Source organism: Kluyvera sp. CHPC 1.2972 (genome assembly GCF_036759925.1).
In the GTDB taxonomy this organism is placed as follows: Bacteria; Pseudomonadota; Gammaproteobacteria; order Enterobacterales; family Enterobacteriaceae; genus Kluyvera.
In genome coordinates, this window is the sequence record NZ_JAPKIB010000004.1 from 292,784 (window position 1) to 318,532 (window position 25,749).

21 protein-coding genes are annotated in these 25,749 nt (G+C 51.5%); 14 read left to right on the forward strand and 7 right to left on the reverse strand.

The annotated features are described in order from the left end of the window. Window positions 1-7 precede the first annotated feature (7 nt). The 4 genes from V6944_RS09685 (at window position 8) to V6944_RS09700 (ending at window position 2,329) form a co-directional block, all read left to right on the forward strand. Window positions 8-913 (forward strand): fimbrial protein, encoded by a 906-nt coding sequence (locus tag V6944_RS09685; RefSeq protein ID WP_333498792.1) that lies wholly within the window; start codon window positions 8-10, stop codon window positions 911-913. 355 nt (window positions 914-1,268) lie between these two features. Then, window positions 1,269-1,568, forward strand: a complete 300-nt coding sequence (locus tag V6944_RS09690) for a SymE family type I addiction module toxin (protein WP_333498793.1) — start codon at window positions 1,269-1,271, stop codon at window positions 1,566-1,568. Window positions 1,569-1,618: 50 nt separating this feature from the next. Further along, entirely contained in the window at window positions 1,619-1,750 is a 132-nt protein-coding gene (locus tag V6944_RS09695) for a hypothetical protein (RefSeq protein ID WP_333498794.1), read from the forward strand. Between the two features lie 207 nt (window positions 1,751-1,957). Continuing rightward, window positions 1,958-2,329 carry a hypothetical protein gene (locus tag V6944_RS09700; protein WP_333498795.1) on the forward strand — a complete coding sequence of 124 codons (372 nt, stop codon included), beginning with the start codon at window positions 1,958-1,960 and terminating at the stop codon, window positions 2,327-2,329. A 629-nt stretch (window positions 2,330-2,958) separates the two neighbouring features. Here the strand turns inward: V6944_RS09700 and V6944_RS09705 are convergent. From V6944_RS09705 to V6944_RS09735, 7 genes are all read right to left on the reverse strand, one after another. After that, entirely contained in the window at window positions 2,959-3,816 is an 858-nt protein-coding gene (locus V6944_RS09705) for a DUF4225 domain-containing protein (RefSeq protein WP_333498796.1), read from the reverse strand. A gap of 211 nt (window positions 3,817-4,027) precedes the next feature. Beyond that, window positions 4,028-4,447 (reverse strand): hypothetical protein, encoded by a 420-nt coding sequence (locus V6944_RS09710; protein WP_333498797.1) that lies wholly within the window; start codon window positions 4,445-4,447, stop codon window positions 4,028-4,030. A 224-nt stretch (window positions 4,448-4,671) separates the two neighbouring features. Beyond that, window positions 4,672-5,079 (reverse strand): hypothetical protein, encoded by a 408-nt coding sequence (locus tag V6944_RS09715; protein WP_048215566.1) that lies wholly within the window; start codon window positions 5,077-5,079, stop codon window positions 4,672-4,674. A gap of 9 nt (window positions 5,080-5,088) precedes the next feature. Further along, entirely contained in the window at window positions 5,089-9,405 is a 4,317-nt protein-coding gene (locus V6944_RS09720) for a PAAR-like domain-containing protein (RefSeq protein ID WP_333498798.1), read from the reverse strand. 2 nt (window positions 9,406-9,407) lie between these two features. After that, complete coding sequence (locus tag V6944_RS09725; protein ID WP_333498799.1) at window positions 9,408-10,589, reverse strand: DUF2169 family type VI secretion system accessory protein; 1,182 nt, start codon at window positions 10,587-10,589, stop codon at window positions 9,408-9,410. 10 nt (window positions 10,590-10,599) lie between these two features. Further along, the gene (locus tag V6944_RS09730; protein ID WP_333498800.1) at window positions 10,600-12,588 is read right to left on the reverse strand and encodes a type VI secretion system Vgr family protein; all 1,989 of its coding nucleotides are present in this window, start codon (window positions 12,586-12,588) and stop codon (window positions 10,600-10,602) included. Window positions 12,589-12,785: 197 nt separating this feature from the next. Beyond that, window positions 12,786-13,304: an Hcp family type VI secretion system effector gene (locus tag V6944_RS09735; protein ID WP_049011564.1), complete on the reverse strand. Its 519-nt coding sequence runs from the start codon at window positions 13,302-13,304 to the stop codon at window positions 12,786-12,788. A gap of 567 nt (window positions 13,305-13,871) precedes the next feature. Here V6944_RS09735 and tssB point away from each other — a divergent pair. The 10 genes from tssB to tssH are packed head-to-tail and all read left to right on the forward strand — an operon-like array spanning window position 13,872 to window position 25,732. After that, entirely contained in the window at window positions 13,872-14,369 is a 498-nt protein-coding gene (gene tssB, locus V6944_RS09740; RefSeq protein WP_333498801.1) for a type VI secretion system contractile sheath small subunit, read from the forward strand. A gap of 20 nt (window positions 14,370-14,389) precedes the next feature. After that, the gene (gene tssC / locus V6944_RS09745) at window positions 14,390-15,865 is read left to right on the forward strand and encodes a type VI secretion system contractile sheath large subunit (RefSeq protein ID WP_333498802.1); all 1,476 of its coding nucleotides are present in this window, start codon (window positions 14,390-14,392) and stop codon (window positions 15,863-15,865) included. Between the two features lie 5 nt (window positions 15,866-15,870). Next, on the forward strand, window positions 15,871-16,296 hold the full coding sequence (gene tssE / locus V6944_RS09750; RefSeq protein WP_333498803.1) for a type VI secretion system baseplate subunit TssE: 426 nt from the start codon (window positions 15,871-15,873) through the stop codon (window positions 16,294-16,296). 5 nt (window positions 16,297-16,301) lie between these two features. Next, entirely contained in the window at window positions 16,302-18,134 is a 1,833-nt protein-coding gene (tssF, locus tag V6944_RS09755; protein ID WP_333498804.1) for a type VI secretion system baseplate subunit TssF, read from the forward strand. Beyond that, complete coding sequence (tssG, locus tag V6944_RS09760) at window positions 18,101-19,135, forward strand: type VI secretion system baseplate subunit TssG (RefSeq protein ID WP_333498805.1); 1,035 nt, start codon at window positions 18,101-18,103, stop codon at window positions 19,133-19,135. Before tssF ends, tssG begins: the two co-directional genes overlap by 34 nt. Window positions 19,136-19,151: 16 nt before the next feature. Beyond that, complete coding sequence (gene tagH / locus V6944_RS09765) at window positions 19,152-20,429, forward strand: type VI secretion system-associated FHA domain protein TagH (RefSeq protein WP_442910731.1); 1,278 nt, start codon at window positions 19,152-19,154, stop codon at window positions 20,427-20,429. Further along, window positions 20,426-20,944, forward strand: coding sequence for a type VI secretion system lipoprotein TssJ (tssJ, locus tag V6944_RS09770; protein ID WP_333498807.1), 519 nt, complete (start codon window positions 20,426-20,428; stop codon window positions 20,942-20,944). The genes tagH and tssJ overlap by 4 nt, the downstream gene beginning before the upstream one ends. Before the next feature lie 2 nt (window positions 20,945-20,946). Further along, the gene (gene tssK / locus V6944_RS09775) at window positions 20,947-22,290 is read left to right on the forward strand and encodes a type VI secretion system baseplate subunit TssK (protein WP_333498808.1); all 1,344 of its coding nucleotides are present in this window, start codon (window positions 20,947-20,949) and stop codon (window positions 22,288-22,290) included. 4 nt (window positions 22,291-22,294) lie between these two features. Beyond that, on the forward strand, window positions 22,295-23,041 hold the full coding sequence (gene icmH / locus V6944_RS09780) for a type IVB secretion system protein IcmH/DotU (RefSeq protein ID WP_333498809.1): 747 nt from the start codon (window positions 22,295-22,297) through the stop codon (window positions 23,039-23,041). Window positions 23,042-23,050: 9 nt separating this feature from the next. After that, on the forward strand, window positions 23,051-25,732 hold the full coding sequence (gene tssH / locus V6944_RS09785) for a type VI secretion system ATPase TssH (protein WP_333498810.1): 2,682 nt from the start codon (window positions 23,051-23,053) through the stop codon (window positions 25,730-25,732). The last annotated feature ends 17 nt before the right edge of the window (window positions 25,733-25,749 follow it).

Sequence of the window (25,749 nt, forward strand, 5' to 3'; positions counted from 1 at the left end):
GAGAGTAATGAAAAACGTGATAGCCTTACTGACGACGCTGCTGTTGGCTGGCTGGTCGTTTAACGCCTGGTCGTTTGCCTGTAAGACGGCCAACGGTACGACGATCCCTATCGGCGGCGGTAGCGCTAACGTCTACGTGGATCTTGCGCCTGCGGTGAACGTGGGGCAAAACCTGGTGGTCGATCTCTCGACGCAGATTTTTTGCCATAACGACTATCCAGAGACCATCACCGACTATGTGACGTTGCAGCGCGGCTCGGCCTACGGCGGCGTGCTGTCGAGCTTTTCCGGCACCGTAAAATACAACGGTACCAGCTACCCGTTTCCCACCACCACGGAAACGTCTCGCCTGATCTATAACTCCAGGACCGACAAACCGTGGCCTACGGTGCTCTACCTGACGCCGATTAGCTCCGCTGGTGGTGTGGCAATTAGCTCCGGCACGCTGATTGCGGTGCTGATCCTGCGACAGACCAACAACAAGAACGGCGATGATTTTCAGTTTATCTGGAATATCTACGCCAACAACAACGTGGTGGTGCCGACTGGCGGCTGCGATGTTTCCTCGCGCAATGTGACGGTGACGTTGCCGGATTACCCCGGCTCCACGGCCATCCCGCTGACGGTTTACTGTGCGCAGAGTCAGAAGTTGGGTTACTACCTTTCAGGCACCACGGCGGATGCGGCGAACTCTATCTTCACCAATACCGCCTCGGCCTCACCGGCACAGGGGATTGGCGTGCAGCTTACGCGCAACGGCAGCGTGCTTCCTGCTAACCATAATGTGTCGCTTGGCACGGTGAGCACGTCGTCCGTCAGCCTGGGGTTAACGGCCAACTACGCGCGAACCAGCGGCCAGGTGACGGCGGGGAACGTGCAGTCGATTATTGGGGTGACGTTTGTGTATCAATGAGGGCGCAGTGTAGGCACGTTTTGCGAGGCGAATTCCAGATTAATGTGATGATTTGATTAGCGTATGAAAACCGCTTGCGGCCTGTAAGTGATAGCAGTACCTTTGCCTGGCATCTGCAAAATCAGGTGCCGGGATTGGTCTCCTGAGCATATTCCTTACTGGCGGCATATGACGCGCTTTGCGTCTTTTTTATGTCGTTTGCCTAGTCACATCTCAATGGTGGGCCGGGCGGAGGCGTCGTAAGACGCACCGGTGTCCAGTAAGGCCGGCAAGACCAACTCCGTCCGGTTCCGCCACCCGTAGATTGGTCTCTTCGGTGGTGGTTCAAATAATCACTTACTGGAGGTTGCCCCTTATGGCTACGATCCCTACCCAGACTCACCCATCATCCACCACACCGATAAAAACCGAGCGCCGTTACACCGTCAGCTACGTCCCTCAGCAAGGCAATACCAGCACGCCCGCACTGAACCTCAGCGGAAAATGGCTAAAAGAGGCCGGTTTCGACACGGGAACAGGCGTCACGGTGAAGATTGCCGGAGACTGCATTGTGCTGATTCCGGATAACGACGAAATGAAAGCGCTGCGCGAAGAGATTAAGCAGATGAAGAAAATGGTAAACGCGGTGAAGGAGGGGGTATTGAACGCGTTGTGATATCCCTGGAAAGCAAAAACCCAGCCATAGGCTGGGTTTTTTAAATAGTGGTGCCGGACTCGGAATTCAAATCCACGATTAACGGGCTGCTGCTGATTTTTATTGAAGTGAAAAAACCGAACAACCGGGAAGGAATTCTGGCGAAACGGGAACGCATCAACAAGCGCTTCCAGAACTATTAAAGATGTTTTTTCATTTTACGGTTTATTTTCTCCTTAAATAAGATACCTTAAAAGGGTGAAAGGTTTCGTAAGTGTATATTGATTTATAGTGATATTTTTTGTAATCCATATTGAATTTATATACAAGAGATTGATATGTATCATCATCATTTTTTTAGAATAAAATAAAAATAAATCATATTTGTTGATTAATCATTGGATGGGGGAATGGAAATTAAAAATATTAAGCTGAAAAACAAAATAAAAGAGGTCGAATTTTCTCCAAAGGAACTCTATATGTTCAGAGGAAAAATAAAGGCCGGAAATTCTCAATGTAGAGTTAGTGCAAATGATTTACATATTATAATTCACTCCTCTGCAAAGAGGGCGTTTCTGGATACCTTGAAGGTTTTTTTTGGCCTGCTATTTTTTCAAATTCCATTCATTGTTTCGGAAATTCTTCTCAGAAGACTTGATTTTTTATTTGTATCGGTAGCCACTATGTTTTTTATATATTTGGTTGTTTATTTGTCAGGTAAGCTAAGGAATGTGACAGTGTGCGTGCAATATAAACTTATAAAGCTGGCCATTAAACTATAATATAATAAGCAATGTCTGTTAAGATTTTATTTTTCTTTGGGGGGGATCGGTTGCACTTGTTTTCCTGATATATGTAATTATACACATAAAAGTTGGGTGAGAAAATATTTATGTATACATAATTTAAACCAGTTACACTTGTCACCAGTTTTATTTTTACCACGTACAGATGACCCAGTGTTATTATCAACTAGCAGAGTATTCTATTTAGAATTCTCTTTTCTCTGGATTTCCTTTATGACCTTTCTGGCTTTATATCCCTGAAATAATGGGGCAAATAAATCAAGTATTATATATATAATGCATAAGATGCCAATGGCAAACAAAATGTTTCCTAAAGTGTGTCCATGCTCTTCGCTGAGACGGATATATGAATGAAAAATTAAAATAAACGTTAAAATGTGCATAAATAAAGATCGATAGAAACGCCGTGCAAGCTCAGAAACAGTATCATATAGTGACGTCGAATATTTTTCTGAGAGTTTCTTTAGTTTATCGATTTGTTTTTTTTTGAAAAGCTTTTTTCGTACATTATTTTTATTAATTCATCTTCAGTCATTCTAATTCTCTCTATATCTATAATCAAATTTCCAGAAGTCAGGATATATTATGGCTAAATGCTTTTGCAACTAGTAATCATAAAATGGAACAAGTGGTTGAGGAGGGGCGTCAGGTTCGGACTCTGGTAAAGAAAAGTAGGTTTGAGTTCCAGAATACAGGGTCGCCGCATCAGGGAAAATTTCAGCAGACAATTCCAGTGCACTCATCGTTCTGAATTCCATCTCATAGTCCGAAGGGATATAACGAAACAGTCTCCATGCGTCGGGCACTAACTTAGTTCCGAATAACGCAACTGCGGAGAGTCCCAGGTCTATTCCGGCAAATGCTAACTTTCCATAGGATCTGTCAAAACCTAATAAATTGGCAGCCTCTCCATATAGATAAGTTGCTGGCCCAATAGCATCATCATCTCCAAAAAACAAACTACGACCATTTTCCCATACGTTGGTAGCTCCATGTAAAATTAGCATGACACCAACTGCTGAACCCACAACTGTTGGTGAACTAGCTAAAACAAGGAATCCTCCGGACACAATTTGAAGCACTCCACCGATCAGTCCAATACTTTTGACGATATAGGACAATACACCATTTACAATTCTTACTTCAACAGACGCAGCTGGTTTTACCTGTTTAGATTGCAACCAAGTTACCTGTCTCTCAAGATACTCTTGTTCTTGTTGCAAATAATCCAGGGCCAGAATTTTTTCTCCCTGTGAACCATTTCCACGAATACATTCGAGCTGGGCTTCCGTAAATGCTTCAACATTTGTCAAAAAATCATATCGCACCTTATCATTTTTGATAAAACCAGAAGCTGTGATGGTCAGTTTTTTTAAAGCAGCGGCCTCAAGATCACCCTGCGACCTGAGAAAGCCATTTATGGCACCATCGTTATAATTACTTTTTTGACTATTTTCACTCATATAAATTTCTCTTTAATTTCTTCGGTACATAAAATCATTAATTATTATCACTATTATTTGATATTAATTAGGAATTAAATGAAATAGAACGTTTATATATTGTTTTATTGAGACCAGGGAAAGATTATGAACATACAGTCCAGATTCAGCATCTTCGTACTGCCCCGGAAAGCGTAATCTGCATGAGAGGTTATCGTCGTTTTGTGCATAGCTATTTAATACAATATGCTAACCTCTCACCAATATTTAAATTTTCTTTTTTATAGTAAAAAACAGTATCAAAATTAACGGATATTTTTTCCGCGACAACTTTAAATTTCAATTCAGAATCAGAATCAGAATCAGAATCAGAATCAGAATCAGAATAGAATTCCAGGACGGAAATGTCACTAGAATCATCAGCGTAAGTTGATGATTTAATAAACTCCTCATCAAGGCCACATGACCAATCCATAACACCACTAATATAAGATGGAACCTCCGCCATTATTTCCAGAGTATGATAGTAAGAAAGATCGTCGCTTCCTACGATAATTAGTCGATTTCTTTCATAAAGGAAAACTGAGAAATCTAACCAACTCTCTTTCCAATTATGTTTTTTTATATCATCTATAATATCTTGCTCACTCATGGAATAATTCCTCCAGGTAATGGTATGTGCGTATCATTTGCAGCGCCAGGATTATAATTCGGACCATTCGGCTTCAAAACAGATGTATGATGCCAACTACCATAGATAAATTTACTCATAAAATGGGAAGAGGTAATTTCTTAACTAGTTTTTGATTTGTTAAATTTCAAAAATGAAAATAAAATTACATGATGTGTTCATTCAAAAAATTTAAATGTTTATCATTATTTAATCCGCTGTTTGTATTTCAGCCGTGCTTCTTTCCTCACAAATTCACTAGGATCATTGTCAGCCATTTCTTTTAAAATAGATGTTGGTAATTTTTTATTATAAGTTAATCTAACTCTAATCCCATCATCGGGATCTTTTGATAACAGCAAATAAATATCAAAATCCAAAGGATATTTCGATGATATAGCATCCCTAACAATAGGATTTATATCTCTTGACAAAATATTAATTATTTCTTTTGGTATGGATTTGTTTCTTGCAACCCATACTTTCATATCATGATGATTTTCAATAAGGTCCATCCATACATCAAGAGGAGCCTCTTCTGTGGCCGCTCGGTTATACTCATCAGGAATATCACTATTTCTCAATGAAACAAATTCTGCGCTATTTTTTATCATGGCATTAACTCACTTTATTCCTTTACAACCTTTTTTAGGGATACTTCGCCCCGTATTCCCTTTATGTTTATCAGGCATAAACTGACCATTTTCATCAGCATCTGCAATCCATTCTAGAGTGGTTGATGTTTCTCTATATACTTTGTACGCAGACCCACCGTGCCCGGTAGTGTCTTTAGACCACCACAAACCTGTTCTTCCATCTTTATAATATTTCTCTTTAAAAGGACCACCTTGCAAAATAGCTGTAGTCTTATCGCCATCTATTTGCCAACCAGTTAATCCAAGAGGATCAATCCACATCAGCGGATTTTTGACATATGAGTATGGATTTATCCCGCCACGTAGCCCTATCGGGTCTGCACTGAGGTACTGCCCCGTCTCGCAATCATAGTACCGGAACCGGTTATAGTACAGCCCTGACTCCGCATCCTCATACTGCCCCGGAAAGCGTAATCTGCATGAGAGGTTATCGTCGTTTGCTGCTTCTTCCCGGCCCCATAGCTGTTGTTTACCTCGCCAGATAATTTCGCCGTCTTCGGCCAGCAACTCCTGAATGCGACCCACCGTATCCGTCACCGCATAGTGCAGTTGTTCTTTCTCATAACGCGCCAGCGGCGTAAAACTTCCCTGCGCATAAATCCAGCGAATGGCGTTTTCTTGTTCCGGTGTACCGTTGGTGTTAACCGGGATTTCTTCGGTTAGCTGGTCGCCGTTCCAGTGGAAGTCCGTTCCCGGCTTGTCGCGGTTGGTGCAGCGCTTGCTGATGCGTCTGCCGAACGGGTCGTATTGATATTCCCAGCGTTCGCCTTCCGGTGTTTCCAGTCCGGTCAGCTGGCTTCTGGCATCCCAGCGGTAACGCCACGTGAGCGGGCGGTAACCGCCTTTATCGACCCGTTTCTCCACCAGTCGCCCGTTAACATCGTATTTCCAGGTGATGCCGTGTGCATTCACCACCTTCACAAACTTCCCTTCCTCCGGTTTGCCGGTCTCCGGGTTGATTCGGCTTGTCTGATACCGCCAGCCTTTGTGCTCCCGCGACACCACCCGGCCATGCAGTTGCTGCTGATGTGTCTCGCTCTCCAGCACCTCGTTCACCCAGGTCTGGCGTCGGGTGATATTCAGGTTCCTGTCGTAGGTGAAGCGCTCCTCACACATCTGCGTGTTGCCGCTGCCCGTCCAGGTGGCGTGGTTTATCTGGTCGTTCTTCGTCACGCTGTTGACCATCGTCCCGCGCAGCGAATCCGATATCATCGTCAGGTTATAGGCTTTGTCGTACAGCCACTGGCGTTGCAGGTCTTTGTTCCTGGCCTGCGGTTCTGCCTGACTTCCCGCGTGCTGCGTGGTCAGCATCCCCGTCTGCGTGTAGCCCTGCGTCTGGTAAAACCCGGTTTGGCTTTTTCTCGATATTTCCTGGCCGCGCAGGTCATATTCAAAAGTAAGCGGCGCATGGTCAGCTATCTGCCACGAAGTGAGTTCGCCCATAAGACCACGGGTAAAGCGTTCGGTAATCCCTGCGGTGGTACGCCGCGCCACCGTGTCCAGTTCAGCGTCGTGGCGGTATTCCGTCCGTCTGCCGTTAATGGTTTCGGCGGTTATCCGGCTGGCGTTATCGTATTCATAGGTGACAGTGGCATCGTCATTTTTCGCCTCCACCAGACGACACAGCGTGTCGAAACGGAAGGTGGTGGCACTGAGGATGTGGTTACTGTCGCTCTGGGTGACTTCTTCATCCGTCACCTGGTCGGTCACGTTATAGCGGCGGTTCAGATGTGTACCGTCCGGGAAGGTGGTGCGGATACAGCGCCCGGCAGCATCGTATTCATAGGCCAGTGTGCGTCCGGTAAAATCGGTTTCGGCGACAAGCTGTCCGGCTTTGTCATACGTCAGCCGGTAACTTTCGCCTTCGGCGTTGGTGATGTCGGTCAGGCGGGTGAGTTTATCGTAGCGGCATTCCAGGCGTTCACCATCGGGACGGACCACCGCCGTCAGCAGGTCAAATGCGCCGTACTCATAGCGGGTGGTTTTACCCTCGCCATCGGTGAAGCTTTCCGGCAGTTTTTCACTGTTCTGGCGCATCAGTTCTCGCACGCCATCGGGGCGGTTGATTTCTTCGATGCTGCCCAACTGTCCGGCATGGGTTTTACTGTGGCGGAACTGTGTGGTGAATCCCAGAGGGTCTTTCATGCTCAGCAGACGACCCAGAATATCCTGTTCGGTCTGCGTCACCCCGCCATCCGGCGCGGTGGCTTCCAGTACCTGGTGCAGCGCATCGTGGCTCCAGCGCCAGGTGGCCCCGTTCGGCATAATTCGCGCCAGCAAATCACCCTGTTCGCTGTAGCTGAACTGCTGTTGGCGTCCCTGCGGGTCAGTCAGGCTGACCATACTACCGTGGTCGTCGTAAACCCATTGCCATATCTGATTACCCGGCAGCGTCAGCCGGGCTAATTGTCCGTTCTCGCTATAATCGTAAGACAGGCTGTAACCACCCGGCAGGGAAATCCGGCTGATATCGCCTTCACCGCTATAGTCATATGCCGTGGTGCGCCCCAGCGCGTCGGTGCGGGACTGAAGTTGAGTGTTCTCCCATACTGTGGTTTCTTCCCGTCCAAGCGGGTCGATACTGCGGGTGACCAGGCCATCCTCGTTGTACCAGTAACGGGTTTCGCCACCTTCGGCATCAATGTACGTGGTGCAGTGTTCTTGATCGTCATAGATAAAACGGTCGTCGTAATAGCCTTCCGTTGACAGCGTGCTGATGGCTCGACCTTGTGCGTCATAATGAATATCCACACAGGTTTTATCTGTATCCCGCCAGCGGGTCATAAACCCGTCCGGCATATACTCATGCCAGAGATGGGTGAACTGAAACGTGTCGCACTCTGCAAGATAGCCGTTGCTGTCGTAATGACAGGTCACAAGACGCTGGCGCTGTGGCGTTACCAGGTCGATACTCATCAGTTGCTGTTGCTGCCAACTGAGGGCCAGTATGTAGCCATCACTGTGGCAAATTTTCGTCAGCAGGTTATCTGCGCGGAGAAAATCAATCCGGTTGCCGTAGCGGTCGTGGATAGCTGACAGCAGGTATGTACCACGGTCTGTTGAGGTAAAAACCTGCGTCCGCTGTGAACGACGGTCAAAAACCCGCAGCTCCCCGGCCATGTCCCCTGATAACCGATAATACGCCTGGCGGGAATTGCTGATATTGCGGAAAATACCGTCCTGCGGAATACGGTAATACAGTTCCACACCTTCATTGTCAGTAAAGTGCAGTGTGTCATCGTGTACCGTCAGTGAAACAGCCCATTCATCCGTCCATTTCGGGCCAAATATCCCTCCACTTCTGGCCTGTGAACGGTAAAAACGAGAAAGTGTCAGCGGCAGGGAACCCGGTAGAGAAAGCACACTAAAATGCTGGAGAAAATCGCCAGTTCCGACGTCGATAGGTTCACCGCTCTTGGTACATTTATTTCCTTCTGCGCCTTTTCCCAGTCCTTCTCCGACTTTTTTTTCCCCCTTAACTATTCCTCCCTTAAGCTTCGCCGCCGCCTTCCTTGCCGCTTCCCTCGCTGCTTTTGCGGCTGCCTTTGCTGCAGCTTTTGCGGCCTTTGCCGCTTTGGCTGCCAGCTTTGCAGCATCTTTTGCCGACATTTTCCCGACAGCCTTTGCTCCCTTCACCGCCATCGACGCTGCCTTCGCCGCATCCCCGACACCCGGTACTGCCGCCACCAGTGACATCGCCGCCTCAGCGTAATTCCCACGCGCTGCGCTGATGCCCGCGTTTGCCAGGTCTGCCAGACTACCCACCACCGGAATAAATCCCGCGATATCCAGTCCTGTCTGTAACCAGTCCAGCCATCCGCCGCCTTCTTCCTCTTCTTCCTCCTCCGTTTCCGGTTCGTCCGGCGGATCCGCTTCTTCTGCCGGAACCCCGCCCGGTGGCGGCTGACCCACTATCAACCCGATAGTGTTCCTGTTGTTCATCCAGAACTCATCGTTATGCCGCAGCATGGGTTTGCCGCCAAAGAATACCGTTTCACTGTGTCCCAGAGGTTCGCACACATCACCGACGGTACCGCTGCTTACGCCTTTTGCCGCCCCCGGCGAATCGCCGATGGTCTGCGGGATTTTGCTCTGGTCCAGCACCACTGCCGGGCAGCCGTTAAGTTTAACTGACGCTACCACCATGACCGCCGTACCCATATTCGCCGTGACAGGGTAGGGGACGGGCGGGGTGGAATCGCCGCGTGGCGTTTTACATACGTCCGGTTTGGTGCTGACAACTTTCCAGTCGCCGCTCTGACGTGCGGTATAGTTATCGGCCATCCTTATGCACTCCTTGTCCGGTATCTCGCTTCCAGCACACGTATCGGTGGTGTGTTACCTGGCAGCAGAAAACGCCAGGTCAGTGCCACGGTCAGCATGTCAGTATTGATTTCCAGTGTGTCCAGCAGCATCGGCAACGGTAAACGGTGTCCGCTCATGGCGCGGATCAGCAGGCGAGCCTGGTGTGCTGGCAGGGAGAAGCGAATATCGCCCTCCGGGCGGAACCCTGTTAGCACAAACTCGCCGCCGGGCAGCGGAAAGGGGATGCGCTGGTCATCCGGGGCGCAGTTCCAGTAGTTGAAATCAAAATCATCCGGCAGGTCAGGGTGCTGTGTTTCCAGCCACTCCTGGTCATAGGTTCCCGCTAGAGGCAGACGCGGCAACCAGGCGCGGCCTATCACGCCAAACCCCGCAGGCTGGTATTCCGGGGCAAACCAGTCGCCATGCCCGTTAAGGCAGTCAGTAAACTGTTTCAGGGTGAACGGGCTGTCTACCGCAATAATACGCGGTGCTTCCACCTCTCGGCATTCACCAGCCCGCAGATACCATGCCTGCGTATACCCAAGTCCCAGCGGATTGACCGGGCAGGCCATATGTGCCAGCGGCGGGTTATCCGGCTCCGGGTGTTCACGCCGCTGTTCGTCGGTAAGACGGTATTCTTCCGGGATGCGGTCAGCATCGTCGCTGTCGGCTTCGATGCGGCATTCACCGCCAAAGGCGTAACGGTAGTCCAGCGGCAGGGAGGTGAACGGCTCAGGCTCTGTTTCGTACCATTGACCGGTTAGCGGCTGTTGCCGGAAAAACCGTCTGCCGGTTATCCGCAGCTTTTTATCTATCAGCACTTCACCTGTCGATGAGCGCATCAGTAAACCCGCCGTTATCTCCGGTACGGCGATGCCATCCGGCGTATACGCCGTGCCGTTAATAATGATGTCACAGGCGGGTTTGAGGGGGGCGAGGTCGCTTTCACGCAGTACCGGAGACAGGTTGATTTCTCCGGCATATTCATCTTCCACGCACAGGGGGAGCACCGGGTTTTCCATCAACTGAGCCTGCCACTGACCTTCAGCATCCTGTATCAGCCGGAAGCCTGTTTTCATAGCAACCACACAATGACGCTCGTTGTGTTTGTCATCCATTGCGTACTGCATCACTGAAAAGGGCGTCAGATTACGAAATTCCATGTTTTACGCCTCAGTTAATGAATACGTCTTTGCCTTTGATACTGGCTGGTCCGGTGGCAGTAAATTCAAACTCTGTGCCTCTGATCGTCACTTTCCCGCCGCTTTCCAGTGTGATGGCGCTGGCACCGCATATCAGTTCGATTTTGTCGCCGGATTTAACAAGTGTTTCGTGGTCCACATCGAGTTTATAGTTCTTTTCCACCCTCACTTTTTGGGACTTTTTCACGGTCTCAATATCTTCGCCAGTGATGATTGTCTTCTGATCTCCTCCAACGTTTTTCTCGCGTTTTTCTTTTACGCTAACAGTTTGATTATTCAGAACGGTAATCGTCTGATCGTTGGCAACGGTGACCTTCTGGTCATGCCCACCTTCTTTCTTACTACCCACATTGATCGTTTGACCCACAACGATGGTGACCGTCTGGTTATTCTTCACCGTTTCGTTATGGTCGTGGTCAACCGTTGTAGTCTTGTCATGCAACACCTCAGTCTGCATATCCTTCTGCGCGTGCATGTAAATTTGTTCTTTCGAGGTGGCATCTTCAAAGCGCAGTTCGTTAAAGCCATCACCTTTGTAGGTTTTTGAGCGGATGGTCATCTGCGTTTTGGTGCCCGGCAGGCTACCTGGAGAACGGTTATCCTGATGATAGGTACGCCCTATGACGATCGGCTGATCCGGATCGCCGTTGAGGAAATCCACTATCACTTCCTGCCCTACGCGTGGGATCGCCAGGTTGCCAAAACCTGCTCCCGCCCACGCTTGAGATACGCGGACCCAGCAGGAACTGTCTTCACTACTTTTGGGGCGGTTTCTGTCCCAGTGAAATTTCACCCGCACCCGACCATGTTCATCACAGAAGATTTCTTCTCCGTCAGGGCCAGTCACGATAGCGCTTTGTGGACCATCAACTTTAGGCTTGGACAAGGGTGAAGGTCGCCAGGTCCGGTCTGCCGGAATTGCGGTGAATTGATTATCCAGCGTTGTGCCGTCACCCTGGCTGCCGTGCAGAGCCTGCGGTTGATCCCCTGTCAGAATGCTACTGACAATCTGCCATTCCTTGTTCAGGGTTTCCTGCGGGTGTTTTGCTAGTGTGAAACGATTTCCTGGCCACAACCGAGGAGAATTACTGGAGCCAGTGGCGGTTTCCGCATTGTTGCGCAGACCGTCCATCTGATAGCGGGTAAAATCCTGTCCGTGCTGTTCATCCTTAAAACGTCCGGGATAATCAAAAATTTCATATTGCGAGAGCTGATTATTCAGATTCTCGCCCTTACGGGTATATTGCCCGGGCCAGCCTGGAACCTTAAAGGTATAGTCCTGACTTATAACTGATGAAGGGCGTACATTTGCCCCATAGTGAAATACACTGATGCAGTCAGTTGTAACACCAGCCTGAATATTCGGGTTAAAAGGCAGAAACAGGTCACTTTTCCCAAGCCCCGCCACATCGTCGCACAATGTGAGCTTTTGGTCAGAACCCTCTGGTTTGTCAAAAAAGAAAATACCTTCTTCAGACCATAACCGCGTCAAAAATGCCAGGTCTGATTCGCCATACTGTACGCAGAACTCACGGGAGGCATGATTGGTTTTAAAATTGAATGTCCAGTCGGTTACGCCGTTTTCGTTCAGCAGAGTCGTTGAGATGGCCTTAATATTCTGTTGCTGAAAGATACGGAAATTTTTTCGCAGGTCGCAACGCCATAAGGGGGGCTGGATGCGCAGGCGGTATTGCATCTGCCAGTCATTGTTCTCTTTCATTCCAAAGGCGGATACCACTCCACTGATGAAGCGAAGCGCTTTGGGTCCCTGCCAGATAGTCAGCGTGGCCTTTTTTTCCAGTAAATTCTTTGCTTCCTGGTTAAACGATTTGCTGGCAACATCAACCTCCAGCACAAACGGGCTGGAATTATTTTGTATTAACCAGAAGCTTACGACAGCAAAAACACCGGACTCCTGACCATCCACTTTCAGTGTAAAACGCAACCCACTTAGCGACATAACCCCCTCCCTTGTGTGTCAATCTGAATGCTGTAGCAGTACGGCGTTAGGTTCTCTTTTAGGAACGCCTCCGCCGAAGTTTCCGGCGTCCGCCATCTCCCGTATGTAAAAAGTAACTCGGTACTGACACAACTTGCTTCGCGGTGATATGACCAAACAGCATTCCACCCTTGAGGCAGAATGCTGTGGATTTACTCTTATGCTTCCAGAGGCGCACGCCAGTCATCAGCTCCGGAGGTGCCGGCTGAGACGTGTTCCCACTCGATTTTGCGGTAAGCCAGCGAGACTTTGACCAGTTGCGTGAACTCGCGTTTGGCGTCGTCCTGGCAGTGCGGCATAGTGCAGTCGATATCGACAATAGTGGAGTCGGTCAGACGGGTGGTGAAGAAGTGCTCCTGTTTACCTTCGACAGACGTGCGATACCAGTGCAGTTCGGTCGTCGGCAACATTTCACCGGAGGCCAGTGCGTTGTACAGCAGTGGAACCGCTTTATTCAGCGCAACGGTGAAGATAAATGGCTTGTGAGAACGCTGACCGCTTGGCTGACCGGATTGTGGATCGGTCGGGACGGTGACGTTGTGGCTGAATTCTTGCACCAGCATTTCATCTTCGTGACCCTGTACATAGATGTTGCCTACAGATTCAGCGGTAAACGCGCGATCGGTAATCAGTCCCTGGGTTTGCCCTTTAATTGAGATATAACATGGGGTTGGCATTTTGTAGCTCCTTTTGTGTGGATTTGTAACTGCATTGTTTCTCTTGTCGTAATCGCTGATAATAATAAGCAGGGCTTTTTATTTCATATCAATGCGGCCCGCTTGTGCTCTCATGAGGCGATTTTTTAATTTTTCTGAATAGTTTTGTATCAAAAATAAATATTATATTCTTCACTCTTTGTTTTTTGTCTGCTATTTATTGATTCACCTTGTCTAATTTATTTTTTTTTAGATTTGCAATGTGAATAGTTGTTGTATCAATTACAGTATTTTAATTCTTTATTGTCAATCTTATTTGTGGTGCCTTTTTAAAGTGTGAGGCTATCTATTGGAACATGTGAACCCAAATCGTTTCGATGAAAATTTATACAAGCAAAAATATCTCGTTTGTTTTTTAATGAAAGGGTTTAAAATTTTCTATTCATGGGTATCATACGCCATGAAATTAATTCTGCATCATATTTTATATACTATAAGGACATCGTTTAAGAAATTCCTCAATATATTGAGGAGATTGTTTTTATAGCCCTGGGTTAATATAGAAATATAAATTGACGGAATATATTTATGAGTAATAACAAAGAAGGAAGTATAGCTCCAAAGGAGCGCATTAACATTCGCTACATCCCGAAAACGGGCGGACAGACGGCTGAGGTTGAACTCCCGTTGAGCCTGCTAGTCACCGGGGATTTATTAGGAAGGTCAGATGACACGCCATTGGATGAGCGTCAGCCAGTTGCTGTTGACCGCAACACCTTAAACGCAGTACTGGCTCAGTCTGGTATTGAACGGAACGTCTCGGTGCCGTCTGTGCTTAGCGAAAAGACGGGTGCACGCATGGATATCAACCTGAAAGTCAACTCGATGGCCGATCTCTCGCCAGACAGCATCGCCAGTCAGGTACCTGAACTGAAAAAAATGCTGGAGTTGCGTGAAGCGCTGGTTGCCCTAAAAGGGCCAATGGGCAATATCCCGGCATTTCGCGCTCAGCTGCAGGCGCTTCTGGATAACGAGGAAACACGTGAACAACTGATTCAGGAACTGGGGCTTGCCAGTCAGAAATAACTTTGCACAAGGATTTCACTATGTCTTTACAGGAAGAAGTTGCCCCCGTCAGTGTCGCGCCAGAAGTGGGATCGTCATTGCTGGACAATATTATGGCACAGAGTCGTTTTCAGCCTGAGTCTGAAAGTTATGGTATTGCCCGTCAGGGCGTGACTGCATTTATTTCGGCATTGTTGCAAAATGAAGCTGAGTCAGTCGATATTCTGGCAGTTAACGCCATGATTGCGGATATTGACGATCGTACAAGTCGTCAGATGGATTTGATTCTTCACGACCCGGTGATCCAGGAACTGGAATCACTGCTGCGCTCCTTGAAATTGCTGGTTGAGCGTACTGATCCGCGCGAAAACATCAAAATTTACCTGCTGCATGCCACCAAAGAAGAGTTACTGGACAACTTCGAGTTCGCCCCAGAAATCACCCAGTCCGGTTTCTATAAGCATGTTTATTCCAGTGGTTACGGTCAGTTCGGCGGTGAGCCGGTTGCCGCAATTATCGGTAATTATGCGTTTAAAAATAATGCGGCAGATCTGAAATTACTGAAATACATCAGCGCGGTCAGCGCAATGGCACATGCGCCATTCCTGTCATCGGTCGCACCGGAATTCCTCGGTCTGGAGTCCTGGACTGAGCTGCCGGGCATCAAGGATGTTGGCGCGATTTTTGAAGGGCCGGCATATACCAAATGGCGCGCGTTACGCGAAGCCGAAGATTCACGCTATCTCGGTCTTACCTCACCACGTTTCTTGCTGCGTCAGCCGTATGCGCCTGGGGACAATCCGGTGAAAAGTTTCAATTATCGTGAAAATGTCAGCCGCAGTCATGATGATTACCTCTGGGGGAACACCGCGTTCTTGCTTGCCGCCAATATGGCGGAGAGCTTTAGACAATACCGCTGGTGCCCGAATATTATCGGCCCGCAGAACGGCGGGGCGGTTAAAGACCTGTCGGTCCATCTGTATGAGGCAATGGGGCAGTTACAGGCCAAAATCCCGACCGAGGTATTGATTACTGACCGTCGTGAATTTGAGCTGGCGGAGGAGGGATTCATCACCCTGACCATGCGTAAGGGCAGTGATAATGCTGCCTTTTTCTCGGCAAATTCGGTACAGAAGCCAAAAGTTTTTCCTAATACCCCGGAAGGTAAAGAAGCGGAGACCAACTACAAGCTGGGTACGCAGTTACCTTACCTCTTCATTATCAGCCGTCTGGCGCACTACATCAAAGTTCTGCAGCGCGAACAGATCGGCTCCTGGAAAGAGCGTGGCGATCTGGAGCGAGAACTGAACACCTGGATCCGCCAGTATGTGGCCGATCAGGAAAATCCGCCAGCTGAAGTGCGCAGCCGTAAGCCACTACGTCAGGCCAGAATTGAAGTGCTGGATGTGGAAGGTGAGCCGGGCTGGTACCAGGTGGCGCTCTCCGTGCGTCCTCATTTCAAATATATGGGTGCCTCGTTTGAACTTTCTCTCGTCGGTCGTCTGGACCGGGATTAACGGCTATGGCGGAACGAGATATCAGGATGCAGGGCAGCCTGTTTGAGCGGGTGGGGAATGCGGCCAGGTCGTCACGTCACTCACCATCGACCGGACGACTGTTACAGTCCATCAGACACAATCTGGTGAACATCCTGAATACCCGTTCCGGTAGTTGTTATGGCTCGCCGGGTCTGGGTATTCCTGACCTGAATGATGATGCGTTGATCTCCAGCGATTTTCGTCAGGAAATTGGCCGGGGGATCTGTGACTGCATTCTGCGTTATGAACCCCGGCTTGCTGATGTGACGGTGGACGCAGACATACCGGATGATAATGCGTCGCAGGAACTGCGTTTTCATATTGTGGCACAGGTGAATTTCAACGATGCCAGGGATGTTCTGGCGTTTGACATTCTGCTGGATAACCGCCAGCGCTATCGGGTGGAGTGAACATCATGGCTTTTGAAGAACGTTACTACCGGGAAGAGCTGGATTATCTGCGTCAACTGGGCAAACTGCTGGCAGAGGATAAACCTTATCTGGCCCGTTTTTTGGCGGAAAAGGAAGGCGACCCGGACGTGGAGCGCCTGCTGGAAGCCTTTGCTTTCCTGTCTGGTGGCCTCAGGCAGAAACTGGACGACGAGTTCCCGGAGTTCACTCATGGGATCATCCGGATGCTGTGGCCGAACTATTTGCGCCCTGTTCCATCCATGACGGTCATCGAATATAAGCCGGAAAACGATCTGAAAGCGCCGGTTCAGGTTTCCCGTGATGAGCTGGTGGCAACCCGCCCGAATAATTATGGCGCGTCTGGACATAAAGGGGCATTAACAGACGGAGACGGTGCCTTTGTTCCTGCCTGCCATTTCACTCTGGCGCGGGATACATGGCTGCAGCCGCTGCAACTTCGCAATGTGCGTAACACCAGCACTCTCAAAAAAGGCACCATTGATATTGATTTTTTCGTGGGTGCCGGATTTTCTCCACAAGCAATTGATTTTAATAAACTTACTTTCTGGCTGGGGAATGACGATGACTATACCCGTCATCAGCTCTATCTGTGGTTCAGTGAACACCTGATGGATGCTGAACTAGTTGCGGGAGAGCGTTGTATACCGTTACCGGAGCTGTGGCTGGATGCAGCCGGGTTTGAGCGTGAAGATGCTTTGTTGCCATGGCCTAAAAATGTCCATAATGGCTACCGGGTGCTTCAGGAGTATTTTTGCTACCCGGAAAGTTTCTTTTTCATCCATCTGCGGGATGTTGCACCGTTACCGGAAGATTTTCCGTCAGGCGCGTTCACATTACGTCTTCATTTTAATCAGCCGTTGCCGGTTGATATAAAGTTACGTCAGAGTTCATTGCGGCTTTACTGTACACCTGCTGTCAACTTGTTTGTTCACCATGCTGAACCTGTCAGACCGGATGGCAGTACGCCACAGTATCCATTGAAAGCCAGTCATCAGCACCCTGACGCCTATGACATTTTCAGGGTTAAATCTGTTTCCGGTCATATCGCAGACTCAGAGAATATATCAGGAAAAGGCAACCAGACCCGCTTCTGGCCGGAGTTTGAGAGTTTTAACCACCAGATTGAGTACAGTCGTCAGCGTGAGGTGGTGTACTGGCACCACCGGACAAAAACGTCCCTGTTTCATCGCGGCCTTGAGCACGCCATCGCCTTTGTTCACGCCGATGGCAGGCTGCCTGAGCCGTCCATGCTGGAAGGTGAGGTGGTTACCGCTTCACTGGTCTGCACCAACAGGATGCTCCCCAAAGAGCTGCATACTGGTGATATCTGTATCGCGGTGGGTAAAAATCCTGCGGTCGCTTCTTTCAGCAACGTCACGCGCCCTACGCGTCCGTTGTATCCGGTCACAGACGGCGATATGCACTGGTCGCTCATTTCTAGCATGAACCTGAACTATCTCTCCCTGCTGGACCGTGATGCGCTGGTGCAGATCCTGCGTACCTTCGATCTGCCGGGGATTCACCATCCGCAGCAGGCCCGGTTGTCGCAGCAAAAGCTGGATGCCATTGAGAAGATGGAAACTCAACCGGTGGATCGATTGTTTAAGGGTGTCCCGGTAAGAGGACTGGCCAGCACGCTGTGGATCAACCCGGCCCCGTTTGTCTGTGAGGGTGAGATCTATTTGCTGGGGGTCGTGCTGTCGCAATTTTTTGCTCTGTACGCCAGCATCAATTCGTTTCACTGCCTGAAAATTATCAACACGGAAAGTCAGGAGGTCTGGGAATGGAAGAGTACCGGCCAGCACGCCCTGATGTAACGTTTCCGGCAGATGTGCGCGACATCAATTTCTATGTGTTGCTGGAATCATTGTACCGTCGCTACGGTGGGCCGGGCAGTGAACCTTCCCTGCGCAACGAGCCGGAAGATGAGGTGGTGCTGTTTAAATCCGACGCCAGCATCGCCTTTCCGGGCAGTGATTTAACATCACTCACGCGCAGCGACAGGGGGCAGTTCGTGCTGACCTCAAAATTTCTCGGTTTTTCTGGTAGCCAGTCGCCGCTGCCCGGCTATTACCTGGATCGGATGGCACAGGAATCAGCACAGAACGAGCAAGGTCTGAAAGCGTTCCTTGATCTGTTCAGCCACCGCTGGACGCAGTTTGCTTATCACGCCTGGCGTAAGTACCGCTACTACATCTGTTTTCGCAATGGCGGGACGGATATCTTTTCACGGCGCATGTATTCCCTTGTGGGACTGGGTAACCAGAGCGTGCGCGACCGGCTCGCCATCAACCACAGCAAGATGCTGGCCTATGCCGGAGTTCTGGCGACGCCGGGTCGTTCGCCGGACGTGGTATGCAATCTGGTTTCCCACTGTTTTGATCTGCCGGATGTCACTATCGACAACTGGCAACTGCGTAAGGTGGCGATTGTGCCGTCAGAGCAGAACAGGGTGGGGGTGCGTAATCTGAAAATACGAACTGCCGGGCATGTCGCCGGACGTTCCGTACTGGGCGTCAATTTTACTCTTGGTGCACGGGTACCGGATCGTAGCGGCAAATTTTTGCTGCGGATTAACGGTCTGGAGATGGGGCGTTATCTGTCATTTTTACCGGACGGTGATCATCATCAGGCGCTGAAAATGTTTATTTCGTTCCTGCTGCGAGACCAGTTTGCCTGGGATCTGCAGTTGTGTCTGGCACCGGAGCAGGCCAGGAGGATGCGGCTGGGGGATAAATCATGTTCCCGGCTGGGGCGGACCTGTTTTATCGGTCAGCCGGTCACCTCGCCATCCGTCACCCTCCACATCAGGGAGTAATGTTATGGAGCAGTCTGTGGTTGAGGAAAAGCAAAAATACGGTGGTTTATCACTGACCTTACAGGTGATGAACGGCAATGAATTGGAAAGCGGTCGCGCGGCGAAATGCCTATTTTCCGGTGATGGCGGCGAAATAGGCCATGCCGAAGGGTGCCACTGGCCGGTGCAGGATCGTGTCGGCTCGGTTGCCGGGCGCGCTTGCGCCATTGTGCTGCACGATGGGGCTTACTGCTTACGCAGCCTGATGCCGGGAGTGATGATTAACCTTGCGCCGGTATCGACGGATACCGGTCTGGTACGCCTGCGTCAGGGGGATGAAATCAGCCTCGGCGCGCTGGCGCTGAAAGTCTTTCTGCACGAAGGCAAACGTATCAGCTATGACGAACAGATGGTGACGCCGGAAAGTATTGTGACGCAACGCGACGGTCTGGTGGAGGCGCTGATCTCCACTGACGGCCAGCCGGAGTATCCAGGGATGCAGCAGCGTCATCAGTTGACGTCCACGGTGGTGAACAGTTTCTCCTCCGATCCTTTGCAGGTACTGCAAAGTGAAAGTCTGACAGTCTCATCCCTGGCTAACGGGCAACGAACCGTACCGCTGTCCGATCTGCGGGTGAACGGCGGGATCGACACGGCGTTTATGGATCTGCCGCCGGTTTATGCCGATCCGCATGATGAAGACGAATTCACTCCGGCTGAAATGGCGCAGAAACATCTGGCGGTGACGCCGCTGCTGCGTGGATTGGGTAGCACGCTCAGCGTACAGAACTCGCAGGATGCCGATGCCTTCCTGGAAGAAACCGGACGTGCGTTGCAGGCCGCGATTCAGGGGCTGCTGGATTTGCAGCACAGCCAGAACAGCCTGTCGGACAAACACCTGCGTCCGCTGGAAGATAATCCGCTGCGCCTGAATCTTGACTATGCCGCCGCGCTGGAGGTGATGTTCGCCGAAGGCAAAAGCCCGGTGCATCTGGCGGCACCTGCCGCCATTCGCGAGAGCCTGCGTAACGTCCGCCACCACGAAGAGGCCAATCGGGCCGCGATTGACGAAGCGCTGCGGATGATGCTTGAGGCTTTCTCTCCTCAGAGCCTGCTGCGCCGTTTTGTGCAGTATCGCCGCAGCCATGAACTGCGCCGCGAACTGGATGATGCCGGAGCATGGGGCATGTACCGCCACTATTACGCTGAACTGGCGTCGGACAGGCAGCAGGGGTTCGCGATGCTGTTTAATGAAGTTTATGCCCAGGTGTACGACCGGGTATTACGAGAGAAGCAGCGGGAACCGGAAGCATGAAGCGCGTTTTTGTCATGCTGATGCTGGCGCTCTGCGTTAGCGGCTGCACGATGACCAAAAAGATCGGACAGGTAATCGCCGATCCCGGTATTCAGGTCGGGGATCTGAAACAGCAGTCTTCAGCAGTAACTATCATGCTGCTGACCGAGCCGGACAGCAACCTGAACGGCGAGGGCGATCCCACCCCGGTGGATGTGCAATTGGTGTATCTGACTGATGACTCAAAATTTCAGGCGGCGGATTACGACCTGATGGCGTCCACGCCGTTGCCGGAAGCGCTGGGGAAAAACTATCTCGATCATCAGGATTTCACCCTGCTGCCGGACACGCTCAAAACGCTGCCGGATGTGAATCTGGATGCAAAAACGCAGTTTATTGGCATTGTCGCCTATTTTTCTGACGACCAGACCAGCGAATGGAAGCAAATCGTGCCGGTGGAAGGGACCGGGCATCACTACCGCCTTCTGGTACATGTACGCCAGAACAGTATTGAAATGAAGACCGAGGACAAATAACGATGGCCACAATGAAAAACCGGGTGCTCTGGCAGGAAGGGATGTTTGCGCTGCCTCAGCACTTTCAGCAGCAGCAGCGCCATAACGATGCGATGCTGCGCGAGCGGCTGGATGCGCTGGGTGATTTTGCCTGGGGATTCACGGAGCTGTCGCTGAACACTGAACTGCTGGCGCAGGGCAAGGTGATGCTCGACCGGGCGACGGGATGTCTGCCGGATGGCACCGTGTTCCGCATTCCCGAACAGGATCTGCTGCCGTTGCCGTATCAGCCACGGGAACTCACCACGCCGGCAAGCTACGATATTTATCTGGCGCTGCCGGTGGCCACCCATAACGTCAGCGAAGTACAGGGGATCCGCAGCGCGGGCCAGAGTTCGGAGCGCTACAGCGAAACCCGGAACGATGTGCGTGACGTCCACAGTGATGACGGTGATATGCAGTCGCTGACGCTGGGCCAGTTAGTGCCGAAAATTGTCAGCGGCGCGGAAGATCTCAGTGCGCTGGTGGTCCTGCCGCTGTGCCGCATCCGCAGCCATCAGCCGGGTGGCGCGCTGGTGCTTGACGAGGAGTTTATACCCACCTGCCAGACGCTGCGTGTCAGTCCGGTACTGAACCGATTTGTTGGGGATGTACAGGGGTTGATCGCCACCCGCGCCGCCGATCTGGCGAAAAGGATTGGTTCGCCGGAGCAGAGCGGGATCGCGGACGTGGCCGAGTTTATGATGCTGCAGATGCTCAACCGCTGGCAAATGCTCTTCTCGCACCGGGCACGCCTGCATACCCTGCATCCGGAAATTTTTTATCTGGATCTGGTCAGCCTGCTGGGCGAACTGATGACGTTCACCGAAAACAGCCGTCTCCCCTGCGCTGTCGAGTCTTATGACCATCGCGATTTAACGCAGTCCTTTAAAACGGTGATCCCGGAGCTTCGCCGGGCGCTTAACATTGTGCTGCAACCCCGCGCACAGAACCTGCCGCTGATCTTTACCGAGGGTGTTTACCTGGCGACGGTTAACGATCCGGCGCTGCTACAGTCCGGTGTCTTTGTGCTGGCGGTTCGCGCCCGGATGCCGCATGCCCAGCTTATTCTTCAATTTACCCAGCAGTCGAAAATCGCCGCCACTGATAAAATCCGCAATATGGTCAGCGTGCAGGTGCCGGGTATTCCGCTGCGCGCGCTTCCGGCTGCCCCCCGCCAGTTACCGTACCATGACGGCTATGTCTACTTTGAACTGGAAAAAGGCACTTCTGCCTGGCAGGACGTGGTGAACGCCGGGGCGCTGGCGATGCATATTTCCGGGACTTTTCCGGAGCTGGATATGCAGCTGTGGGCGATAAGAGGATAAGACGATGAGCGAATTCGTGCTTCCGTCAGAACCGGACTCCGGTCGCCAGTACCGTCTGACACTGCGTGGCAATAGCCTGAATCCGATGATTGACGCCGCCACGCCGTTGCTGGGGATGGTGATGCGTCTGTCGGGTATGAACAGCCAGAGTATGCCGGAACACCTGTTCGCGCAGGTGGTGACGGATGTGCAGGCAGTGGAGCAATTGTTGCAGGAGCAGGGCTATGAACCAGGCGTGATTGTGTCATTTCGCTATGTTCTTTGTACGTTTATCGATGAAGCTGCGCTCGGCAACGGCTGGTCGAATAAAAACGAATGGATTAAACAATCATTGCTGGTCCATTTCCACAATGAAGCCTGGGGTGGTGAGAAGGTGTTCATCCTGCTGGAGCGCCTGATGCGAGAGCCAAAGCGTTATCAGGATCTGCTGGAGTTTTTATACCTCTGCTTCTCGCTAGGCTTTCGCGGACGCTACAAAGTGGCGCAGCAGGGACAGGATGAGTTTGAACAGATATACCGTCGCCTGCATCACGTACTGCACCCACTGCGTGGCGACGCGCCGTTTCCACTACTCCACCAGAATAAGGAAGCGCAGGATGGACGCTACCGGTTGATAAAACGCCTGACCGTCAGACACCTTCTGCTGGGCGGCATAGTTGTACTCGCCCTGGTGTATCTGCTTTATCTGCTGCGCCTCGACGGCCAGACTCAGGACATTCTCCACCAGTTAAATCGGCTGCTTGCCAGGTAAGGACACCGTATGATTCAGATTGAACTCTCTACGTTGGTAAAACGGCTGAACCCATTCTCGCGTCAGGCGCTGGAAATGGCCGCGACGGCCTGTGTGAGCCAGCAGGCCACCGAAATCACCGTCAGCCATGTATTGTTGCAGATGCTGGCTATTCGCCGCAGCGACCTGCGCGTCATTATTGGTAAAGCCGGGATTGGTACAGAAGAACTGGGGCAGGCGCTGACCGTGGAACACTTTTCCACCATGCGACACACAGACAGTTATCCGGTCTTTTCACCGCTGCTAGTTGAATGGCTGCGCGACGGCTGGCTGCTGGCCTCGGCAGAAATGCAGTCCAGCGAGCTGCGTGGCGGTATTCTGCTGCTGGCGTTGTTGCATTCGGTATCGCGCTATGTGCCGCCCGCCGCCGCCCGTTTGCTGACCGGCATTAACCGTGACCGGCTACAGCAGGATTTTGCCGACTGGACGCGGGAGTCGGCGGAATCGGTCATGCAAAATGCGGATAAATCTGTGCCTGCCGCAGCCCATACAGATGACAGTCTGCTGGGGCGCTATGCAAAAAACATGACCGAAGATGCCCGCCTGGGACGGCTCGATCCGGTGTTGTGCCGGGACAACGAAATCGACCTGATGATCGACATTCTCTGCCGTCGTCGTAAGAACAACCCGGTGGTGGTCGGCGAAGCCGGTGTCGGTAAGAGCGCGCTGATTGAAGGGCTGGCGCTGCGCATCATTGCCGGTCAGGTGCCGGATAAGCTGAAAAATACCGACATTATGACCTTGGATCTCGGTGCACTGCAGGCGGGGGCTTCCGTTAAAGGGGAGTTTGAAAAACGCTTCAAAGGATTAATGGCGGAAGTCATTCAGTCACCAAAGTCCGTCATTCTGTTTATCGACGAGGCGCACACGCTGATTGGCGCGGGCAACCAGCAGGGCGGACTGGATATTTCCAACCTGCTGAAACCGTCGCTGGCGCGCGGCGAGCTGAAAACCATCGCCGCCACCACCTGGAGTGAGTATAAAAAGTATTTCGAAAAAGACGCCGCGCTGTCGCGTCGTTTCCAGTTGGTTAAAGTGAGCGAGCCGAACGCCGCTGAAGCGACCATTATTCTGCGCGGTCTGGCGGCTGTGTATGAGCAGGCGCACGGCGTGCTGATTGACGATGACGCGCTACAGGCGGCGGCGACATTGAGCGAGCGCTACCTCTCCGGGCGTCAGTTGCCTGACAAGGCCATTGACGTGCTGGATACGGCCTGCGCCCGCGTGGCGATTAATCTTTCCTCACCGCCGAAGCAGATTTCGGCGCTGACCACACAATGCCAGCAGTGTGAAGCGGAAATCCGCCAGCTTGAGCGGGAAATGCGGATTGGCCTGCGCACGGACGGTGGGCGACGGGACGAGGCTTACACACAGTATGAAGCGGCGCAGGCAGAGCTTCAGGCGCTGGATGCCGCGTGGCATCAGCAGCAGATGCTGGTGCAGGAGATTATCGTCCTGCGTCAGGCATTGCTGACGGAAGCAGATGTGCAGGATGAGGACGATGCGGGAAATGATGATTCGCCGTCGCAGGCGGATACCGTACCGGAAGATAAAACCGCAGCGGCTGAACGCCTGGCCTCCCTGAGCGCTGAGCTGGAGGTTTTGCACCATACGCAGTTGCTGGTATCCCCCCATGTGGACAAAAAGCAGATTGCGGCGGTGATTGCTGAATGGACCGGCGTGCCGCTTAACCGCCTGTCGCAGAATGAAATGTCGGTCATCACTGACCTGCCACAGTGGCTGGGTGAGACGATTAAAGGCCAGGACCTGGCAATTAAGCACCTGCATAAACACCTGCTGACGGCGCGGGCCGATCTCCGTCGTCCGGGGCGTCCGCTCGGCGCGTTTCTGCTGGCCGGTCCCAGCGGTGTGGGTAAAACCGAAACCGTGCTGCAGCTGGCAGACCTGCTCTACGGCGGTCGTCAGTATCTCACCACCATCAACATGAGTGAATTCCAGGAGAAACACACCGTTTCGCGCCTGATTGGTTCGCCGCCGGGCTATGTCGGCTACGGTGAAGGGGGCGTGCTGACCGAAGCGATTCGCCAGAAACCGTATTCCGTGGTGCTGCTCGATGAAGTGGAAAAGGCGCATCCTGACGTGCTCAACCTGTTCTACCAGGCGTTCGACAAGGGGGAAATGGCCGACGGTGAAGGGCGGGTTATTGACTGCAAAAACATTGTTTTCTTCCTGACCTCCAACCTCGGTTATCAGGTGATTGTGGAACAGGCAGACAACCCGGAGGCGATGCACGATGCACTGTATCCGGTGCTGGCGGATTTCTTTAAACCGGCCTTGTTGGCTCGAATGGAGGTGGTGCCATACCTGCCGCTCTCAAGGGAAACACTGACCACCATTATCGCCGGAAAACTCGCTCGTCTGGATAATGTCCTGCGTGCCCGCTTTGGCGCGGAGGTGGTGATTACGCCGAATGTTACCGATGAAATTATGCAGCGCGTTACCCGCGCCGAAAATGGGGCGCGAATGCTGGAATCGGTTATCGACGGTGACATGCTGCCGCCGCTCTCGCTGCTGCTGTTGCAGAAAATGGCGGCGAACACAGCTATTGCCCGTATCTCGCTTGATGTGCAGGACTGCGCGTTTACCGCAGACGTTGAGGATGCGGTGACAGAGGAAGAAGGCGTGGTATGAGACTTTCCGCCCGCTGG